This is a genomic window from Mucilaginibacter straminoryzae, from assembly GCF_022953055.1.
Taxonomy (GTDB): domain Bacteria; phylum Bacteroidota; class Bacteroidia; order Sphingobacteriales; family Sphingobacteriaceae; genus Mucilaginibacter; species Mucilaginibacter straminoryzae.
The window spans coordinates 196,923-215,561 of sequence record NZ_JALJEJ010000002.1; the positions used below are offsets into that span (position 1 = coordinate 196,923).

General features: G+C 46.5%; 12 protein-coding genes. 5 read left to right on the top strand and 7 right to left on the bottom strand.

What is annotated here, in order from left to right:
• Nucleotides 1-15: 15 nt before the first annotated feature.
• A complete protein-coding gene (locus MUY27_RS04565; protein WP_245128805.1) occupies nt 16-1,458 on the bottom strand; it encodes a L,D-transpeptidase family protein in 1,443 nt (480 codons plus the stop codon).
• Nucleotides 1,459-1,754: 296 nt separating this feature from the next.
• Between MUY27_RS04565 and MUY27_RS04570 the strand changes: the two genes are divergently transcribed.
• Nucleotides 1,755-2,036, top strand: coding sequence for a hypothetical protein (locus MUY27_RS04570; RefSeq protein ID WP_245128806.1), 282 nt, complete (start codon nt 1,755-1,757; stop codon nt 2,034-2,036).
• Nucleotides 2,037-2,134: 98 nt separating this feature from the next.
• Here the strand turns inward: MUY27_RS04570 and MUY27_RS04575 are convergent, their stop codons facing one another.
• Genes MUY27_RS04575 through MUY27_RS04585 form a run of 3 tightly spaced genes read right to left on the bottom strand, consistent with a single transcriptional unit; the run spans nt 2,135 to nt 6,713 of the window.
• Complete coding sequence (locus tag MUY27_RS04575) at nt 2,135-3,817, bottom strand: sodium/sugar symporter (RefSeq protein ID WP_245128807.1); 1,683 nt, start codon at nt 3,815-3,817, stop codon at nt 2,135-2,137.
• A 40-nt stretch (nt 3,818-3,857) separates the two neighbouring features.
• Nucleotides 3,858-5,189, bottom strand: coding sequence for a xylose isomerase (xylA, locus tag MUY27_RS04580; protein ID WP_245128808.1), 1,332 nt, complete (start codon nt 5,187-5,189; stop codon nt 3,858-3,860).
• A 45-nt stretch (nt 5,190-5,234) separates the two neighbouring features.
• Entirely contained in the window at nt 5,235-6,713 is a 1,479-nt protein-coding gene (locus MUY27_RS04585) for a xylulokinase (protein ID WP_245128809.1), read from the bottom strand.
• Nucleotides 6,714-6,823: 110 nt separating this feature from the next.
• On the opposite strand from MUY27_RS04585, the gene MUY27_RS04590 reads away from it, so the two are divergent.
• Nucleotides 6,824-7,858, top strand: a complete 1,035-nt coding sequence (locus MUY27_RS04590; RefSeq protein ID WP_245128810.1) for a LacI family DNA-binding transcriptional regulator — start codon at nt 6,824-6,826, stop codon at nt 7,856-7,858.
• A gap of 5 nt (nt 7,859-7,863) precedes the next feature.
• On the opposite strand, the gene MUY27_RS04595 is transcribed toward MUY27_RS04590, so the two are convergent.
• Nucleotides 7,864-10,440 (bottom strand): glycosyl hydrolase 115 family protein, encoded by a 2,577-nt coding sequence (locus MUY27_RS04595; protein ID WP_245128811.1) that lies wholly within the window; start codon nt 10,438-10,440, stop codon nt 7,864-7,866.
• An 11-nt stretch (nt 10,441-10,451) separates the two neighbouring features.
• On the bottom strand, nt 10,452-11,546 hold the full coding sequence (locus tag MUY27_RS04600; protein ID WP_245128812.1) for an endo-1,4-beta-xylanase: 1,095 nt from the start codon (nt 11,544-11,546) through the stop codon (nt 10,452-10,454).
• Between the two features lie 286 nt (nt 11,547-11,832).
• On the opposite strand from MUY27_RS04600, the gene MUY27_RS04605 reads away from it, so the two are divergent.
• Nucleotides 11,833-13,770 (top strand): sialate O-acetylesterase, encoded by a 1,938-nt coding sequence (locus MUY27_RS04605; RefSeq protein ID WP_245128813.1) that lies wholly within the window; start codon nt 11,833-11,835, stop codon nt 13,768-13,770.
• Between the two features lie 107 nt (nt 13,771-13,877).
• On the opposite strand, the gene MUY27_RS04610 is transcribed toward MUY27_RS04605, so the two are convergent.
• Nucleotides 13,878-16,091, bottom strand: coding sequence for a glycoside hydrolase family 3 C-terminal domain-containing protein (locus tag MUY27_RS04610; protein WP_245128814.1), 2,214 nt, complete (start codon nt 16,089-16,091; stop codon nt 13,878-13,880).
• Between the two features lie 182 nt (nt 16,092-16,273).
• Between MUY27_RS04610 and MUY27_RS04615 the strand changes: the two genes are divergently transcribed.
• Together MUY27_RS04615 and uxuA are read left to right on the top strand one after the other, a co-directional pair.
• The gene (locus MUY27_RS04615; protein WP_420846897.1) at nt 16,274-17,344 is read left to right on the top strand and encodes a glycoside hydrolase family 43 protein; all 1,071 of its coding nucleotides are present in this window, start codon (nt 16,274-16,276) and stop codon (nt 17,342-17,344) included.
• An 86-nt stretch (nt 17,345-17,430) separates the two neighbouring features.
• A complete protein-coding gene (gene uxuA / locus MUY27_RS04620; protein ID WP_245128815.1) occupies nt 17,431-18,624 on the top strand; it encodes a mannonate dehydratase in 1,194 nt (397 codons plus the stop codon).
• Nucleotides 18,625-18,639: the final 15 nt, after the last annotated feature.

The following is an 18,639-nucleotide window of genomic DNA, read 5'->3' on the forward strand; positions in this document are numbered from 1 at the left end:
TAAATATGAGTTGAATTAATGTTCTGCCAGCGGCTGGTTACGGGTTTTATCTTTCATGAACAAAGCCAGCGCTAATGCTTTATCGCGATTGTAAACGTCGGGTAAGTTTTGTACCTGCCCCTCTTTGATGGTACAGGTGACGTAAGTGATCTTTATCGGAAGAGCGGTTTTCAGCCTAAAATCTTTGGTATCATAAGTATCCAGCGCAGTTTCCATAGCGGCAACTTTTGCCGCCGCTTTATCATTCACCAATAAAAGCGTTGCCAGTTTACGGGCATTCTTTACCCGGATGCAGCCATGGCTGAAAGCCCTTTCGTCTTTTGCAAACAGTGCCTGTTGCGGGGTATCGTGCAGGTAAATATCATAAGGGTTATTAAACCTGAACACGATGAGGCCTAGTGAATTATCGCACCCGGCAGATTGCCTTGCGTAATACCCGGCAGGATTTGCAGTGATTGTGGCCAGATTTTCTTTAGAAGGTTCTATGAAGTTCCCTTTACGGTTATAGATAGCATAGTGGTTGTTCTCCAGGTAATCGGCATCTTTTAATGCCTTGGGAAGCAACTCGCGGGCAAATATTTTAGCAGGCACTTTCCACTCTGGTGCAGTGGTAAAATAGGTTATACTGCTGTTAAGCGTCGGGGTGGGTGTTGAAGGCTTCCCCACAATTACCCTAAACTGCTCGACTGCATTGCCGTTGCGGTAGAATAGCGTAAATGAGGGGATATTTACCCACAGATAGCTTTCACTATTAAACAACGCCCAACGCAGGCGTTCCATGTTTAAGGCTACCTTTTCAACATCGCCGGTAGGTTCTTCATAACAATCGCCGGTAAACTGCCCCTTCCACAAGCGCATATAGGCTTGCATGTCTGCATAAGCTTGTACTTTCGGCTGCACGTTTAAAATATCATCCAAACGGCCATTTTTCAAAGCCTTTTGCAGAACAGTTGCCGCGTCTATATCGCCAGCACCCTGGTCTACCTTCGCGCCGTCATAATAAGGGTTCAGTTTTCCGTAGTGCAGGTAATTGATCATGGTGATCATCGCATCGGTCAGGAGCACGTCAAAGCGGGCTTTGGTTTTTACATCAACCGTTTGCGGCTGCTCTACGATTGCTTTCAATTGATCATAAGTAAGCTCCTGCGGATGGAAATCGGCATGGGAAAGGCCGTATTGCAAAACACAATCCAGCAGCAGCATGGCATCAGTCGTCAGCTTTTGATTCGCCGTGTTTATCCAGGCAGGCTGAAGAAGACCGCGTTCGTAGAAACGTTTTACAGAAGCCGGGAAATTAGCGCCGTTATCCGCAGCACTGTTCACACTTTGTTTAATGGCTGAAACTACAGCGGTATCTGCCGTTACTGCGCCTGCCCTACAGGTTAATGAAGATAATAATATGAACAGCAAGAACAGTGGTTTTATGAATGGGTTCAATGTTGCTGATATCTTCTTCATGGCGCTTTGTTTTACAACATAAAGGTCTAACTATCAAGCGGCATAGTTAGTGACGCCCGTCACTTTTATAACTGATCGTATACCTATCAAAAAATTACCCTTATCGTCCATTCATTTTTTTAAACAATTGCGCTTTTTAGTGGTATAATGAATAACGCAAACCAAACGGGGCATTTTTCAGATCGTTTTCCAACTTGTTTTTTCCGCTCCGAACGAGATCAATTGAACCTGTCCGACCCGGTTTTCCAAGAAGTTGAATTCCACCCCGAATTGCGTAAACCATTAAAACTATAGCTATGGAAAGAGAACCGTATGAAGTATTACACGATGATTATAACACTTCTGTAGATGTTATTTTATCAACCGTAACCGGAATCAGGATAAAAGTATGCCCTTTAGAGAAAGTGTCGTTCAAACCCGATCCTAAAGAATTGCAGCTTTACGTGAAGAACAACGGCCAGACAATTGCCTTTGAAACAATAGATTTCTCTGTCAGAAAAGGGTTTGATGTTTACACGGCAGTAAAATGGTATACCCGCCAGAAACTGAATAACCACCAGACACAAATCATGGTCTGAACGGTTTTTAACGAAGATATATCCGAATCACAAAACACGCTTATAAAGCAAAAGGCAGCCTTTTCCGGGGCTGCCTTTTGCTTAAAGAAATATCCGGTTTACCAAAGGCTGGCATAAAGCGCAACCAGGATGCCGCAAATGATCAACGCACCGATAGCGAATGAGCGCGAGGTTTTAAACATGCTGCGATCCACTTCAAAGCCCTCTGGTGTGATACCGCGTGCATTATCAATCATGCTGATGATCCACATACCGATCACACAGATGATGAACACAAAGCCCATACGGTCAAGGAAGGGTATCTCGTACAGTTTAGTGACACCATCTTCCTGAACAACTTGTTTTGCAAAGCCGAATGGATATAAAAACGCCAGGTTAACAAATTTTGGTAAAAATTTAAAGAACACCGAGAACGCAAAGCCACCGATCGTAGCGAATAAAGCTGCATTTGAGGTGGTTTTCTTCCAGAAAAAACCAAGGATGAACATGGCGAAGATACCCGGCGAGAAGAAACCGGTATACTCCTGGATGAAGGTGAAACCACCTTTTTTATCGATACCAAGGAATGGCGAGATCACCACACCAATGATCATTGCTGCTACCACGGTAATTTTACCAACGGTTACCAGTTTGTAATCTGGTGTCTCTGGCTTCAGTTTCTTGAAGATATCCAAGGTAAAAATGGTCGCAATACTGTTAGCTTTACCTGCAAGGGAAGCCACTACCGCAGCAGTCAGCGCCGCAAAGGATAAACCTTTGAACCCGGCAGGTAATAGGTTCAACAATACCGGGTATGATTTGTCCGCATTCTCGTGCAGGCTGTTCATGGCCTGGTTATCAAAAACATGGTCCTTGTAAAGCACATAGGCAGCAATACCCGGCAACACTACAATCAAAGGCATCATCAGCTTTAAAAATGCTGCGAACAGGATTCCCCCACGGGCAGTTTTTAGGTTAGCTCCCAAAGCACGCTGGGTAATGTACTGGTTACAGCCCCAATAGTTCAGGTTCACGATCCACATACCGCCTAATAGTACTGATAGCCCCGGCAAATCAATAAAGCTCGGGTTTTCTTTCTTCAGGATCATGTGGAAGTGGTCGTTCGCTTTCGAAGCCATTAACTTAATCCCATCAAATACGCCTTTTCCGCCATTATGGTCAGCAACCAGGCTCACGGCGATATAGGTAGTTACCAAACCACCCAGGATCAGGAAGAATACCTGGATCACATCCGTGAACCCGATTACCTTCATACCACCTAGGGTAATAATAACCGCGAAAAACGCCAATGCTACTAAACACACCGTGAAGTTGATCCCCGAAATACCGTTAACCGCTATTGCACCCAGGTACAAAATAGAGGTTAAGTTTACCACAATGTATAACAGCAGCCAGAAAACGGCCATCACCATCGCCACGGTACTATTGTAGCGCTGGTGCAGGAACTGCGGCATGGTGAATATCTTATTCTTCAGGTATACCGGGATAAAAAACACCGCCACAATTACCAGGGTAAGGGCAGCCATCCACTCGTAAGCAGATACGGCAAGGCCCATGGTAAAACCGTTACCTGCCATCGCAACGAACTGTTCTGCTGAAATGTTAGATGCGATGAGCGAGGCACCGATGGCCCACCAGGTAAGCGAACCTTCTGCTAAAAAGTAATCTTTTGAGGTTGCATCTGCATGTCTTTTACGACGGTACACCCATATACCATAGGTAGCAACGATGATAAAATAGATGAAAAATACAACGTAATCACTTGTGGACAGACTTTTCATTTTTTATTTGGCAGGCTTAAAAACTATGATAAGGATTAGATTAGATATAACGATTGATCAGATTTTCAAGGTATTCTTGTTTACCGCTGATGGTTGCAGGCTCGCCGTTTTCAATCGCGTAAGCGCGCAGGTCTTCCAGCGTAAGTTTACCCTCTTCAAACTCTTTACCTTTACCGCTATCAAAAGATGCGTATCTATCTGCACGGATCTTTTTATAATCAGATTTTTGCAGGATGTTATCAGCAATAAGCAGTGCGCGGGCAAACATATCCACACCACCAATGTGTGCGTAGAACAAATCTGCCGGGTCGGTTGAGTTTCTGCGGATCTTTGCATCGAAGTTGATACCACCGCCCTGGAAACCACCGGCTTCAAGAATGATCAGCATGTATTCTGCCACTTCTTCCAGGTTGTTCGGGAACTGGTCTGTATCCCAGCCGTTTTGCGCATCACCACGGTTCGCATCAATCGATCCTAATAAACCGGCGTCTGCTGCAACCTGAAGTTCGTGTTGGAAAGTATGGCCTGCCAAAGTAGCGTGGTTCACCTCCAGGTTCAGTTTAAAATCATTCAGCAGATCGTATTTCTGCAGGAAGCCTAATACGGTTGCCGCATCATAATCATACTGGTGTTTGGTAGGCTCGCATGGTTTTGGTTCGATGAAGAACGTTCCTTTGAAACCTTGTTTGCGTGCATAATCTTTAGCAGTATGTAAAAACTTAGCCAGATGTTCCTGCTCGCGTTTCATGTTGGTGTTCAGCAATGACATGTAACCTTCACGACCACCCCAGAACACATAGTTCTCGCCATTCAGTGCAATAGTTGCATCAAGCGCCGCTTTAACCTGCGCAGCGCCATGTGCAAGCACATGAAAATCAGGATTGGTAGAAGCACCGTTCATGTAACGGCGGTGAGAGAAAAGATTAGCTGTTCCCCAAAGCAGTTTTACGCCGCTTGCCGCTTGTTTTTGCTTCGCATAGTCTACCAGGGCCTGCAGGCGTCTGTCGTTTTCATTCACGTCGTCAGAATAGTCAACCACGTCTACGTCGTGGAAGCAATAATAAGGCAGGCCAAGTTTAGTGAAAAACTCAAAAGCGGCGTCCATTTTATCTTTAGCGCGCTCTACTGCATCAGCTTTAGCATCCCATGGGAAAAGGTGGGTTGGGCCGCCAAACGGATCAGCGCCATTACCGCAGAATGAGTGCCAGTAAGAAACCGCGAAACGCAGGTGTTCTTTCATGGTTTTGCCGGCAACTACCTTTTCGGCATCATACCAGCGGTAGGCAAGCGGGTTATCGCTTTGCGGGCCTTCGTAAGCGATGGCACCTATCCCTTTAAAAAATTCTTTTTCTCCTGTAATGATATTTGACATGACAATAATTATTTTCTGATGATTAATGATGTTATGAAAGTTGTATTATTCTATTTCGAGCTGTCTTTGCAGCAGGTATTTCCATTCCTGGTAAATATCTTCCATATCGCCCTGCGGTTCTATCAACTGCACGGGTTTGGCATGGCGGAATGCTTCTGAAGGGGTTTTGAACACAGCGGCACCTATGCCCGCGCCTAAAGCTGCGCCCACACTGCCGTCGTTATTATAAAGTTCTACCGGGACACCGGTTACATCTACAAAACTTTGTGCGAATACATCACTGAGGAACAGGTTAGCCTTCCCGGCCCTGATGATGGATGGCGACATGCCATTTTCGCGCATAATGTCTAATCCGTAACGGAATGCACAGGCAATCCCCTCTTGCACAGCACGGAAAATATGCGCATGTGTATGCAGGTTCAGGTCGATATGCTGAAAATGCACGCCAACCAGCTTGTTGTTCAGCATGCGTTCGGCGCCGTTTCCAAAAGGAAGTACCCTTAAACCATCCGCACCCGGCTTCACGCTTTTGGCCATATCGTTCATCTCTACATAGCTATGCGAAGCGCCGAATAGGTTTTTAGCCCAACGGTTCAGGCTGCCGGTGCCATTGATACATAGCAACACACCGATTCTTTTCTGTTCTTCGGTGTAGTTTACATGGGCAAAAGAATTCACGCGTGATTGCGGGTCATAAGTCAGTTCATCGCTTACGCCATAGATCACACCCGAGGTGCCTGCCGTAGCAGCTACTTCTCCCGGCTGCAACACATTCAGCGAAAGTGCATTATTGGGTTGGTCGCCTGCCTTGAATGTGACAGGGATGCCCGGTTTTAACTGCAGTTTTTCTGCAACAACGGCTGAAACTTTTCCATGTTCGGCAAATACCGGCTTTATTTCGGGGAATAAATCCTTGCTGAAACCGAAATAATCCAGCACATCTTTAGAAAGGGTATTGTTTACAAAATCATAAAACACCCCTTCTGACAACGCAGAAACAGATGTAGTGATCTCGCCGGTTAATTTCATAGCGATAAAATCGCCCGGCAGCATGATCTTGTCTATTTTTTCATATACCGCAGGCTCATTGGCTTTTACCCAGGCCAGCTTAGATGCGGTAAAGTTTCCCGGTGAATTAAGCAGATGAGACAATGATTTTTCGTGACCGATAGCGTCAAAAGCTTTGTTACCGATCTCTACAGCGCGGCTATCGCACCAGATGATGCTATCGCGTAATACCTGCTGATCTTTATCGACCAGCACCAGGCCGTGCATCTGGTAGCCTATACCTATCGCGGCGATATCTGCCGGATGGTAATTACCTTTCTGATGACACAGCGCAATGGCTTTCTGCGCCTGCTCCCACCACATCTCGGGCGGCTGCTCTGCCCAACCCGGATGCAGGGATTTGATAGGCGACTCCACATCGGGGTATTGTGCAGCCGAAATCGATTTCTGAGTTTCGGCATCAACCACAGAAACTTTGACTGAAGAAGTGCCGATATCTATTCCCAATAATAACATAAAATGCTTTAAAGCTTTATATTTGGTTTAACAGCAACGAATTTAGATTAATTTTTGAATATGCAATCGATTGTTGAAATTTATTTTTATCACATTTGCTGTTATCAATTATGAAAGCCAAGAAAAGAGTCACCATTTACGACATCGCCAAAAAGCTAAACGTTACCCCATCATCTGTTTCAAGAGCGTTAAATAACAGCAGTTATGTGAACGAAACCACCAAGAAACTGATCCTGAAAACGGCAGAGGAAATGAATTACAAGCGAAATACGCTTGCTTCTAACCTGCGCCGCGGGCAAAGCAAAACTATTGGCGTGGTGGTACCGCGTATTAACCAAAATTTCTTTGCTAACGTAATTGCCGGAATTGAAGAGATCACCTACAAAAAAGGCTATAACATTATCATCTGCCAATCTGGCGAATCTTACGAAAAGGAAGTACAAAGTGTAAACACGCTGATTAATCAGCACGTTGATTGCATTGTGATCTCTATTTCTGTAGATACCGAAGATTACAAGCACCTGCAAAATGTGATAGACCACCAGATACAGCTGATCCAGTTTGACCGTGTGGCCGAAGAACTGGAAACGCTGAAGGTGATTAACGATAATGAGCAAGCTTCATTCGAAGCCGTAAGCCATATGATTTCGCAAGGCTACCGCCGCATCGCCCTGCTGGAAGGGCCGCAAACCCTCAACATTTTCCGTCAGCGTAAAAACGGGTATCTGCAAGCACTTGCAAAACACCAGATGCCGGTAATTGATGAACTGATTGCACAGAACGCCTGGACAAAAGAATTAGGCGCTACAGCCACAAGGCAACTGTTAAGCCTCTCTAACCCGCCGGATGCCATCTTCGCTTCCACTTCAGACTTTTCTGCCTTGGGTGTACTTGAAGTTGCCAATTCCATGAATTTTAAAGTTCCGCAGGAGCTGGGCATTTGTGGCTACTCTAACGAAAACTTCAGCGAAATTACCAGCCCCTCTATCACCACCATAGACCAGTTCAGCGTTTACATGGGAAAAACCATTGCCAATCTTTTCTTCCAGGAAAGTGAAAACCTGCAGGTGGAAACTATCCCGAAAGTAATCAGCATCAAACCAAAGCTTATTGCCCGTTCTTCAACAGAAAAGAACCAACAATAAACCTATCAGTTCTGCGGCGGGCCTAAGTAGCTTGGTTTCAATCCACCCAGGTTAACCACCAATCGTTGTAGTACCACGGCCGGGTCTACCATCCAGTATTTAATGGTGTGTGTACCTGCTGCTTTGATATGGTGTTTCGTTGTTAACTTTCTGATGCTCTCACTTACCGCCATCGACCAATCCCTGCCATCAACCTTAGTGGCAATGTTCATTTGCTGCGGTTCTTCGCCATCTACAGAAATGGCATAGAACAGGCCATCTTTATTCCGAAAATCGAGCGTTGGCGATACATAGGCTGCAATGTCTACCATACCGGTATCTTTCACGGCAATAGTATACTCCAGGTAAGGTGTCCCCGCCCCTGGCTTCACCCGTGCTGCGGTTACCGGCCATGGGGTAACGCCCGATAACGTTCGCCCATATTGCGGAATTACCTGCCAGCTGATCCCTTTTCCTGAAACTGCTTTGCTAAAGAACTCGGCTTCCATGGCAATAGCGCCATCCTTTTCTGCAAACACGCTACCAGCAGGCCGTACCAGGGCTTCGCTTTCGGCAAGTTCAAATTTAGGTGCTGGTGTGGCAGGCTGATTTTTAGCTTTGGCGCTGTCTGGTATTTCAGTAAGCGCAGGTATTTTATCCGCCCGAGGCTCTTGCCAGTAGGTATAGCCAATGTGGGTTTGGTCCATCATATGGTGCCATTTTCCACCTGCCAGCTCGTTGTTGTAATAGGCAGATATCTTCTTATCCTGATCGAACAGTTCTTTAACCTTTGCGGCAGCAGCATTTGCCTCATCAGCATAACCTTTATCTGCATAGAACTTATTCTTTGCTGCTTCAAAATACAACTCGTTCAGATTGGCACACGCCTGCACCGGGTGCAACACCAACTCGTAATAAGCATCCTTATACTGTGGAGGTAGCAAACTGCTCAGTCGTTCTGCTTTTTTCAGCAACGCTTTATAATCCCCTACCACGGTTGCAAATTCGTTATAGTTGGTGAGGCTGTAGGTATTCTGATTAAGCAGCTCTGGCTTTCTGCGACCGTTATACTTGGTATACAACGTCAATATATCTGCAATTTCAGCGGCATACTGAGCACCGAATTGTTCTACAGCCCATTCCCTGCCATAGCCCTTCATTTGCTCGGCAGACCACTTATCTGGATTCCAGGCATAATCCATAAAAAAGCTGATGGGATATTCCATTGGCTTCAAATCGCCCACATTCACAATCCAGATCTGCCGGGCATTGTACTCGTAAGCCAGGTGCATCTGCTCCCAAACCTTGGCGATAGGGTTGGTATTTAGCCATTTATAGTTTCTTGGGCCGCCTACGTAATCAAAATGATAATAAATGCCATAACCACCGCTTCTTTTCTTCTCCGTCAGCGAAGGCAGCTTGCGGATATTGCCCCAGTTATCATCGCAAAGTAACAGCGTTACATCATCCGGCACGCGCATGCCTTTGTCGTAATATTCCTGCACTTCTTTGTAGAGCGCCCACATCTGCGGTGTTGCAGAAGGATCTTTGTGCGTTACCTCGCTGATGATCTGCCGCTGGTCTTTAACAATATTCTCTAACAAAGAAATATTGCTGCCCTCGGTCATCGGCATATCGCCATCGCCGCGCATTCCCATGGTGACGATAGTTTCCTTACTGCCCATATTCTCGATCCCTTTTCGCCAGAAGTCCTGAAGCACCTGTTTATTTGCTTCGTAATTCCATTGTCCCGATCCGTAGCGCTTCCACTCCTGCTGCGAACGGTCCATCGGTTCATGGTGCGATGTGCCCATCACTACGCCATATTCATCTGCAAGTACGGGGTTTTGTTTATCGTCATCATTAAAAGCATTGCCCCACATGGCAGGCCATAAGTAGTTGCCCTTCAGGCGAAGGATCAGTTCGAAAACCTTTTCATAAACCAGGTGATTAACACCGCCGAATTTCTCCTTAGCCCAACCCGAAAAAGCCGGCGCTTCGTCGTTAATAAAAATTCCGCGGTACTTAACAGCAGGTTCACCGTCGGTATAGCGGCCGGGCATTACATAGACTGCCTTTTTATGCTTTGCAGGAACATCTGCCCACCAATACCATGGCGATACCCCTATCTGTGCAGATAAATCATAAACACCGAAAATCGTCCCGCGCTTATCGCTACCTGCGATTACCAACGCGTTGTTCACGCCCGGGAACGGGTTCTTCACCACCTGGATCAGGTAAGTCTCCCACTTGCCCTTTATGTCGGCCACGTTGATCTTCTTCCGGCTGATCAGCTCATCTATTTTGCTGTTCTTCCCAATTGTGCCCACCAGCACGATATTACCCGACTGCGAAAGGTTATTTTTCACAACGGGTGCAGTACCTGTTACCTGTTTAACATCGTTCACCAGGCTTTGCACGGCGTATTTTACGCCTTTAAAGTCGGCATCTTCCAGGTAAATGGGTGCTGAAAAACCCTTCGCGCTTAAAGGAAAATATCCGGCTCCGGCTTGTTCCGAGATATAACTTTTATGGCCGGGTACCTGCGCGGAAAGCTTCAGGCATAGTAATGATCCTAACAGGACAGCAGCTATTTTCTTCATCACAAACAGGTTTAGAAATTCACAACACGCCAGAACGCTTCTTTGGGCTTCAGGTTTTTATCGAACAATAAAGGGTAATTTTTACGCCCCGGTACCGGGTAGCCATCCAGCCAGGTATAACGGTCAGAAATATTCCAGAAGGTAACGCCCGTAACGTTCTTTTTATATTTCCTGAACACCTCAAACACCATCTGGTACTGGTCGCCCTGTTTTTGCTTACGCTCATCCGAGTACGACATATCTTCGCCCGGACGTAGTTCACGTTTATTTTTCTCCCAGGGGTATACCGAAATATCCAGTTCGGTGAACTGCACCTTCAACCCCAAAGAGGCAAATTTCTTTATCGCGGTTTCCAGCTCCTGCCGGGTTGGCTCATAGATCGACCAATGCGCCTGTAAACCTACCGCATTAATGGGAACATGCGCGTCTACCAGCTTTTTCAGCAGGCGATAAACCCGTTCGCGTTTTTCGGGGCGCTCGGTATTATAATCGTTGTAAAACAGTACGGCGTTAGGGTCTGCTTCATGGGCGTATTCGAAAGCCTTTGCAATGAAATCTTCGCCGCAGATCTTATACCACATAGAATTGCGCAGAAATTGAGTACTATCATCGTCAATAGCTTCGTTAACCACGTCCCACGCATAAATCTTCCCTTTATAACGGTTAACAACCGTAGTGATATGGTCTTTTAAACGCTGTAACAGCACTTCTTTGGTTACTTGCTTACCAGCTTTATCATAGAACATCCATTCGGGCGTTTGCTCGTGCCAGCAAAGGTTATGACCGCGCACCCGGATACCATGAGCCGTTGCAAAATCTACAATCGCATCGGCATCGCGCCAGTTATAACGGTTTTCTTCCGGGTGAATGGGACCCATTTTCATGGCATTCTCGGGCGTTACGCTATTGAAATTTTTGACGATAAAAGCGGCCGTTGCCGAATCGCGCAAGACATACGGCGAGACCGCTACGCCTATCGGGAAGAAGCTTTTATAATAATCCTTTAACCCCTTAGCGGTTTCTGCCTGCTGCGCGACTGAAGCCAGGTTGAGCAACATCAACAACGCGAATAAGGCAGCTTTTAATTGCCTGGTAAAAAAAACCATAACGATGCTTTTTATTTAAGTACTATATAATTGGACAGCCAATATAGAATTTAAAAAAGCTTTATGCAATCGATTGTTGGATTTGTAATTTCTATTTTACAATTTTATCGTACCAAATAATTGAACGGTTGTGGCCGCTTCTAATTGATAAGGGCTAATTCGATAGAGATAGGCAATACTTTAGCACAGTTGTTACAGTATAAATAAATGCAATCGATTGTGAAATTACCTACCTTTAATTACTTTGCACCTGTATAACCAACAAAAACCACTTAGAAATTATATAATGAAGAAGAGTGTTCAACGCATTTTAACGCTGGCCTTGCTTGGGCTGGCCGTAAATGCCTCGGAAGCCTCAGTGCGTCTGCCTAAATTGATCAGTAACGGCATGGTGCTTCAGCGCAATACCAAAGTTAAAGTATGGGGATGGGCGAACCCGTCTGAAAAAGTTACCGTTACCATCAACAAAAAGACTTTTAGAACAGTAACAGGAAAAGACAGCACCTGGTCAATCGTGCTGCCGGCAACAAAAGCGGGCGGCCCTTACACCATGAATATCGACGGCGATAACCATATCGTACTAAGCGATATTCTTTTCGGCGATGTTTGGCTTTGCTCGGGCCAATCTAACATGGTGCACCAAATGGACTTGCACAGCGTGCGCTACGCCAAAGAGATTGCCAAGGCCAACAATACTTTTATCAGGCATTTTTGGGTGAGTAACGTAGCGGATATGCAATCGCCGCGAAAAGATGTACCCGGCGGCACCTGGAAAAAAGCAGTAAAAGGCGACATCGGCGAGTTTTCTGCCGTCGCTTACTTTTTTGCAGATGCCATCTATCAGAAATACCACGTACCTATCGGGCTGATCAATTCCAGTTGGGGTGGTACGCCTATCGAAGCATGGATGAGCGAGGAAAGCTTAAAGCAATTTCCGGCGATAGCAGACGTTGCCAAGCGAAACCAGGATACGGCCTATATCAACCGGATGTCCAGACCAATGAGGAATACCACAACCCCGGTTTCCCGTCCACAAGACCGTGGAATGACCGAAAAATGGTTCGACCCGGCTTATCAGCCAAAAGCATGGCGCAGAATTGCTATACCCGGTTATTGGGAAGACCAGGGCGTACGCAACCTGGATGGCGTGGTTTGGTACCGTCGGGAGATCAACATTCCCCAATCAATGCTCTCGAAACCGGCGAAAGTTTTCATGGGCCGCATTGTAGATGCCGATGTGATGTACATCAACGGAAAACAAGTGGGCAATACCACCTATATGTATCCGCAACGTCGCTACAATATCCCGGATGGTGTACTTAAACCAGGCAAAAACCTTTTCGTGATCCGGGTAACCAACAATTTCGGCAAAGGCGGCTTCGTGCCAGATAAGCCTTACCAGCTGATCGCCGGGAATGACACGCTCGACCTTACCGGCTACTGGCAGTATAAAGTAGGACTGGTGAACAATCCGAAAGGCGGTTTCTTTGCAGGGGGCATAGCGGCGCAAAACCAACCGACCGCGCTTTATAATTCAATGATTGCACCTGTACTTAATTACGCAGTTAAAGGATTCTTATGGTACCAGGGCGAATCTAACACAGGTAAACCCGCTGAATACGCACAACTGCAACCTGCAATGATTAAAGACTGGCGGCAGAAATGGCAAGAGCCCGATGCGCCATTCATTTTTGTGCAGCTGCCGGGCTTTATGGATATGAATTACCTGCCGTCAGAAAGCGGCTGGGCAGCATTTCGCGAGGCGCAAGCAGCTTCGTTAAGTGTACCTAACACTGCGATGGCTGTTGCGATAGATTTGGGCGAATGGAATGATATACACCCCGACGCTAAGAAGGACGTTGGCCAGCGCGTGGCCCTGGCTGCCGAAAAATTGGCTTACCACGAAAAGGGCTTGGTAGCTTCGGGGCCAATGTTTAAATCTGCAGAAGTGGAAGGTGATAAGATCATCGTGGCATTTGATGCCGTTGGCAGCGGACTAACCACCAAAGATGGCGAAGAACCGCAGGAATTTGCCATAGCCGGTGCGGATAAAGTATTTGTATGGGCCAAAGCGAAAATTGAAGGTGATAAGGTGGTTTTAAGAAGCGATGAAGTGCAGAAACCGCTATACGTTCGTTATGCCTGGGCCGACAACCCGGTTAACCCTAACCTGGTTAATAAAGAAGGATTGCCTGCAGCTCCATTCCGTACAGATAAACCGTAAGCGCACACTGCTTTAACTCTTCAGGACGATCATACAAAAAGAGAGACAACCTTACAGCTGTCTCTCTTTTTGTATACGAATATGTTGATACAGGCGAATCGTTGCTCTTAATTCATCATTACCGTCTTGGTGATGGTTTTGCCGCTGGCCATGGTATGCTGGTCTGGCTGGCTGCCGCCTACAGTAAATTCAAGTTTCCCTGCTGCCTGTTTCAAACTACCATCCAAACCGGTTATGGCGAGATCCTGCGCTGAAACCGTGAAGGCGATAGCCTTAGTTTCGCCTGCTTTAATAAAGGTCCGCTCGAAACCCTTTAACGCCCTGATAGCAACAGGTTGATTGAGCCCTGTATGACTGATATAAAGCTGAGACACTTCCTCCCCGTCTCTTTTACCGGTATTAGTCACCTTCACATGCACCACTACAGGCTTACCTTTAGCAATACGGGCTGGTAGCGTCAATTGGCTATAACGGAAGGTAGAATAGCTTAAGCCATAACCAAAAGCATAAAGCGGTTTACCTTTAAAGTAGCGGTAAGTGCGGTTATTCATCGAATAATCGGTAAATGAAGGCAGATCTTTATCGCTGGCATAGAAGGTAACCGGCAAACGCCCGGCCGGGTTATAGTCGCCAAAAAGCACATCAGCTACCGCAGAGCCTGCTGCCTGGCCACCATACCACGCATTAACAATAGCGGGGATATTTTGCGCTTCCCAAGGGGTGGCAATGGCAGAACCGGTCATCATTACAAATACTACCGGTTTCCCTGTAGCTTTCAGCGTTTTCAGTAATTGCGTTTGCACTTCAGGTAATAAAATAGAGGTACGGTCGCCGCCATGGAACCCGGCTTTGTTCACCTTCATTTCTTCACCCTCCAAACGTGGAGAGATTCCTCCGGCAAATACGATCACGTCTGCATCCTTAACTTTATCTGCAATAGCTTTATAATCATAAACCTGGGTGGAATCTCCTACGTAATCAACGCCTTTATCATAAATTACTTCAGCCTGCGGCGACAGCTTGGCTTTAATGCCTTCCAATACCGTTACCACGTGGCTTGGCTTACCATTGTAGTTTCCAAGCACGCTTTCGGCGTTGTCGGCATTCGGGCCTACAACCGCTATCTTTTTAATGGATTTGCTCAACGGCAGCAGTTGGTTTTCATTCCTCAGCAACACCATTGATTGCCTGGCCATCTTTAATGCCTGCGCGGTGTGCGCTGGTGCTTCAAGCACCTCCTTACCAATTTTATTATAAGGAACGGCATCAGCTGCGTCGAACATCCCTAACCGGAAACGGATAGTAAATAAGCGCTTTAAAGACTGATCCAGTTGTTTTTCTGCCAGTCTGCCGTCTTTCACGGCCTGGATCAGCGATTTGTATGTTACGTTACCGCATTCCACGTCTGTACCGTGTAGTACAGCGTCGGCAGCAGCACTCTCGGCATCAGGGTGTGTTTTATGGTGTTCGTAAAAATCATCGATGGCGCCGCAATCAGAAGTAACGTAACCGGTAAATTTCCATTTATCACGAAGGATACTGTTCATCAGCAGATCATTCCCGCAGCAGGGCTGCCCTTTAAAGCGGTTGTAGGCACACATTACACCGGCAACCTTAGCATCCACAACCAGCTTACGGAATGCAGGCAGGTAAGTATCCCAAAGGTCATAATCGCTAATATCGGTATCGAACTTGTGGCGAACATCTTCCGGGCCGCTATGCACCGCGTAATGCTTTGCGCATCCTGCCGCTTTTAAGTACTTCGGGTTGTTGCCCTGAAGCCCGGTCACGAACGCACGGCCCATTTCCCCTGTCAGGAATGGGTCCTCACCATACGTCTCCTGGCCGCGGCCCCAGCGCGGGTCGCGGAAGATATTAATGTTGGGTGTCCAGTAAGTAAGTCCGAGATAAATATTATGATTACCTGCCTTTACGCTTTCGTTATAAACTGCCCGCCCTTCTTCGGCGGTATAATCGCCCATGGTGTGGATCGAGCTTTTGTCCCATGTAGCGGCCATCGCGATAGCCTGCGGATACACGGTTACCTTGAACGGCGTACGCGCAACACCGTGCAGACATTCGTTCCACCAATTGTAAGCCGGGATGCCTAAACGTTCTATCGCGGGAGCTGAGTTGAGCATCTGCCCTACTTTTTCCTCGAGCGTCATCTGGCTGATCAGGTCGTTCACCCTGGCCTCTATACTGAGGGATGGATTCTGAAAGGCATACTGGTATTTTTTGTCGGTCGGTTTAAACGCGACGCAAAAAACAACAAGAACCGCCAGCAGCAGTAAACTTAAAGCAACAGGTTTTTTCATCATTAGAGTTTTTAATTGGTAATTGATTATGCCGCGCATAATCATAAGGTTCTGATTTGATAAAAATAGTAAAGGTTTATATATTTACAATCGATTGCATAAATTAAATTCTTTTAATTCGGCAATTACCCGTTAGCAGCATATCGGGGACGTAACCAAACGATAAACTAATTATAAACCATAAAATGTTAAACAGCATTACTACAAAAGGCCTGACTATCGCCGCATTTGCCGCTTTGATGTTACCAGCCACCCGGTCGGCGGCGCAGGGTAAGAAAAAGTTCCTGAATGAACCGTTGATCAAAAGCATTTATACCGCTGATCCTTCTGCGCACGTATTCAACGGTAAGATCTATATCTACCCTTCTCATGACATCGATGCCGGGATACCTGAAAACGATAACGGCGACCATTTTGCCATGCGCGATTACCACATTCTTTCGATGGACCGCATCGGTGGGCCGGTAACAGACCATGGTGTTGCACTGGATATCAAAAATATACCTTGGGCCGGAAGGCAACTTTGGGCGCCCGATGCCGCCTACAAAAACGGCACTTATTACCTATACTTCCCGGTAAAAGACAAGCAGGATGTTTTTCACATCGGTGTGGCCACTTCTAAAAACCCGGCTGGCCCGTTCAAGGCAGAACCCAAACCCATTGCCGGAAGCTTCAGTATAGATCCTGCCGTATTTACCGATACTAATGGCCAGAGCTACATGTATTTTGGCGGTATATGGGGCGGGCAACTGCAACGCTGGGCCAAAGGCAAGTATGAGGCAAATGGCTCGAAAACGGATTTGCAGCAGGATAACTCCCCTGCCTTGAGCTGTAAAGTAGTGAAGCTGAAAGCGAACATGAAAGAGTTTGACGGCAAAGTGCGCGATGTGATCATCCTGGATGAACATGGAAAACCATTGCTCGGAAAAGACCATAACCGCAGGTTTTTTGAAGGATCATGGATGCATAAATATAACGGCAAATATTACTTTACCTATTCAACAGGCGATACGCACTTCTTAGCCTATGCCATAGGCGATAACCCGATGGGGCCATTTAAATACAAAGGGATATTTATGAAGCCCGTACAAGGTTGGACCACCCACCACTCTATTGTGGAGTTTAAAGGCAAGTGGTATATCTTTTACCACGATACCGAACTATCCGGCAAAACACACCTGCGCAATGTAAAGGTGACAGAACTGCATCATAACGCCGACGGCAGTATCCAAATGATAGAAACCGTTAAAGAGTAATAAACCTGCCGCACACGAGCGGAAAGCTGTTTGCTTTAAAGAGACAGATCGCTTTGCAATCGATTGTGTATTGACATAAAATATTCATGATACCCGATTTACAACAGACATTCCGCTGGTTTGGCCCTTCAGACCCGGTTACTTTACAAGCCATTACGCAAACAGGCGCTAAGGGCGTAGTAACGGCTTTACACCATATCCCTTGCGGGGAAGTTTGGCCGGTGGAAGAGATAGCCAAACGGAAAACCGAAATTGAAAAGGCGGGCCTTTACTGGGCGGTAGTGGAAAGCGTAAACATCCACGAAAGCATCAAAATGGGCACTCCCGAGCGCAACGGGTACATCGAGCGTTATATCGAAACGTTAAAGAACCTCAGCCAAGCAGGTATAAGCATTGTTTGCTATAACTTTATGCCCGTGCTGGACTGGACGCGTACCCACCTCGACTTCCGGTTGCCTAACAATGCGTCAGCGTTACGTTTCCATGCCCCTGCGCTGGCCGCGTTCGACTTGTATATGCTGCAACGCGAAGATGCTTTTAATGAGTTTACCACTGAACAGCAAGCAGCAGCTAAAGCCTATTTCGACGGATTAACAGCGGATGAAAAGGAACTGCTGAAGAATACTATTTTAGCAGGTTTGCCCGGTACAGACGAAGTATTCACCATTCCTGAATTTAAAGAGTTCCTTAAAAAATATGCGCAGGTAGACCGGAAAGCATTGAAAGCAAACCTGGCCTATTTTTTAAAAGCCATTATCCCCGAAGCTGAAAAACTGGGGATTAAGATGTGTATCCACCCGGATGATCCGCCGTTTGCTGTCTTAGGTTTGCCGCGTGTGGTTTGCACGGAAGAAGATCTGACGGATATTGTTAACGCATGCCCCTCTCCTTCCAACGGACTTACATTGTGCACCGGTTCGCTTGGTGCTAATCCGGCAAACAATATACCAGGCATCATTAGCCGTTTAGGCAGCCATATCCATTTCCTGCATTTGCGCAATGTTCGGCGCGAAGCTGATGGAAGCTTTTATGAGGATGACCATTTGCTGGGTACTACCGACATGTTTGCAGTAATGAAAAGCATTGTGAATGAGCAACAGAAACGCGCAGAGGCTGGTCGCACAGATATAGCCATCCCTATGCGGCCCGATCACGGACATAAGATACTGGACGATTATAATTATAACACGTACCCCGGTTACTCCGTAATCGGCAGGTTAAAAGGCCTTGCCGAATTAAGAGGTTTGGAAATGGGGATTAAAAAAATGCTGTTTGAATAAAACTCCAGACAGACG

Bases quoted from the DNA above. Each gene is read 5' to 3' on its own strand.
- MUY27_RS04600 (WP_245128812.1), bottom strand. From the start codon at position 11,546: ATGGTTTTTTTTACCAGGCAATTAAAAGCTGCCTTATTCGCGTTGTTG.
- MUY27_RS04585 (WP_245128809.1), bottom strand. From the start codon at position 6,713: ATGTTATTATTGGGAATAGATATCGGCACTTCTTCAGTCAAAGTTTCT.
- MUY27_RS04570 (WP_245128806.1), top strand. From the start codon at position 1,755: ATGGAAAGAGAACCGTATGAAGTATTACACGATGATTATAACACTTCT.
- MUY27_RS04605 (WP_245128813.1), top strand. From the start codon at position 11,833: ATGAAGAAGAGTGTTCAACGCATTTTAACGCTGGCCTTGCTTGGGCTG.
- MUY27_RS04565 (WP_245128805.1), bottom strand. From the start codon at position 1,458: ATGAAGAAGATATCAGCAACATTGAACCCATTCATAAAACCACTGTTC.
- MUY27_RS04590 (WP_245128810.1), top strand. From the start codon at position 6,824: ATGAAAGCCAAGAAAAGAGTCACCATTTACGACATCGCCAAAAAGCTA.
- MUY27_RS04615 (WP_420846897.1), top strand. From the start codon at position 16,274: ATGTTAAACAGCATTACTACAAAAGGCCTGACTATCGCCGCATTTGCC.
- MUY27_RS04595 (WP_245128811.1), bottom strand. From the start codon at position 10,440: ATGAAGAAAATAGCTGCTGTCCTGTTAGGATCATTACTATGCCTGAAG.
- uxuA (WP_245128815.1), top strand. From the start codon at position 17,431: ATGATACCCGATTTACAACAGACATTCCGCTGGTTTGGCCCTTCAGAC.
- xylA (WP_245128808.1), bottom strand. From the start codon at position 5,189: ATGTCAAATATCATTACAGGAGAAAAAGAATTTTTTAAAGGGATAGGT.
- MUY27_RS04610 (WP_245128814.1), bottom strand. From the start codon at position 16,091: ATGATGAAAAAACCTGTTGCTTTAAGTTTACTGCTGCTGGCGGTTCTT.
- MUY27_RS04575 (WP_245128807.1), bottom strand. From the start codon at position 3,817: ATGAAAAGTCTGTCCACAAGTGATTACGTTGTATTTTTCATCTATTTT.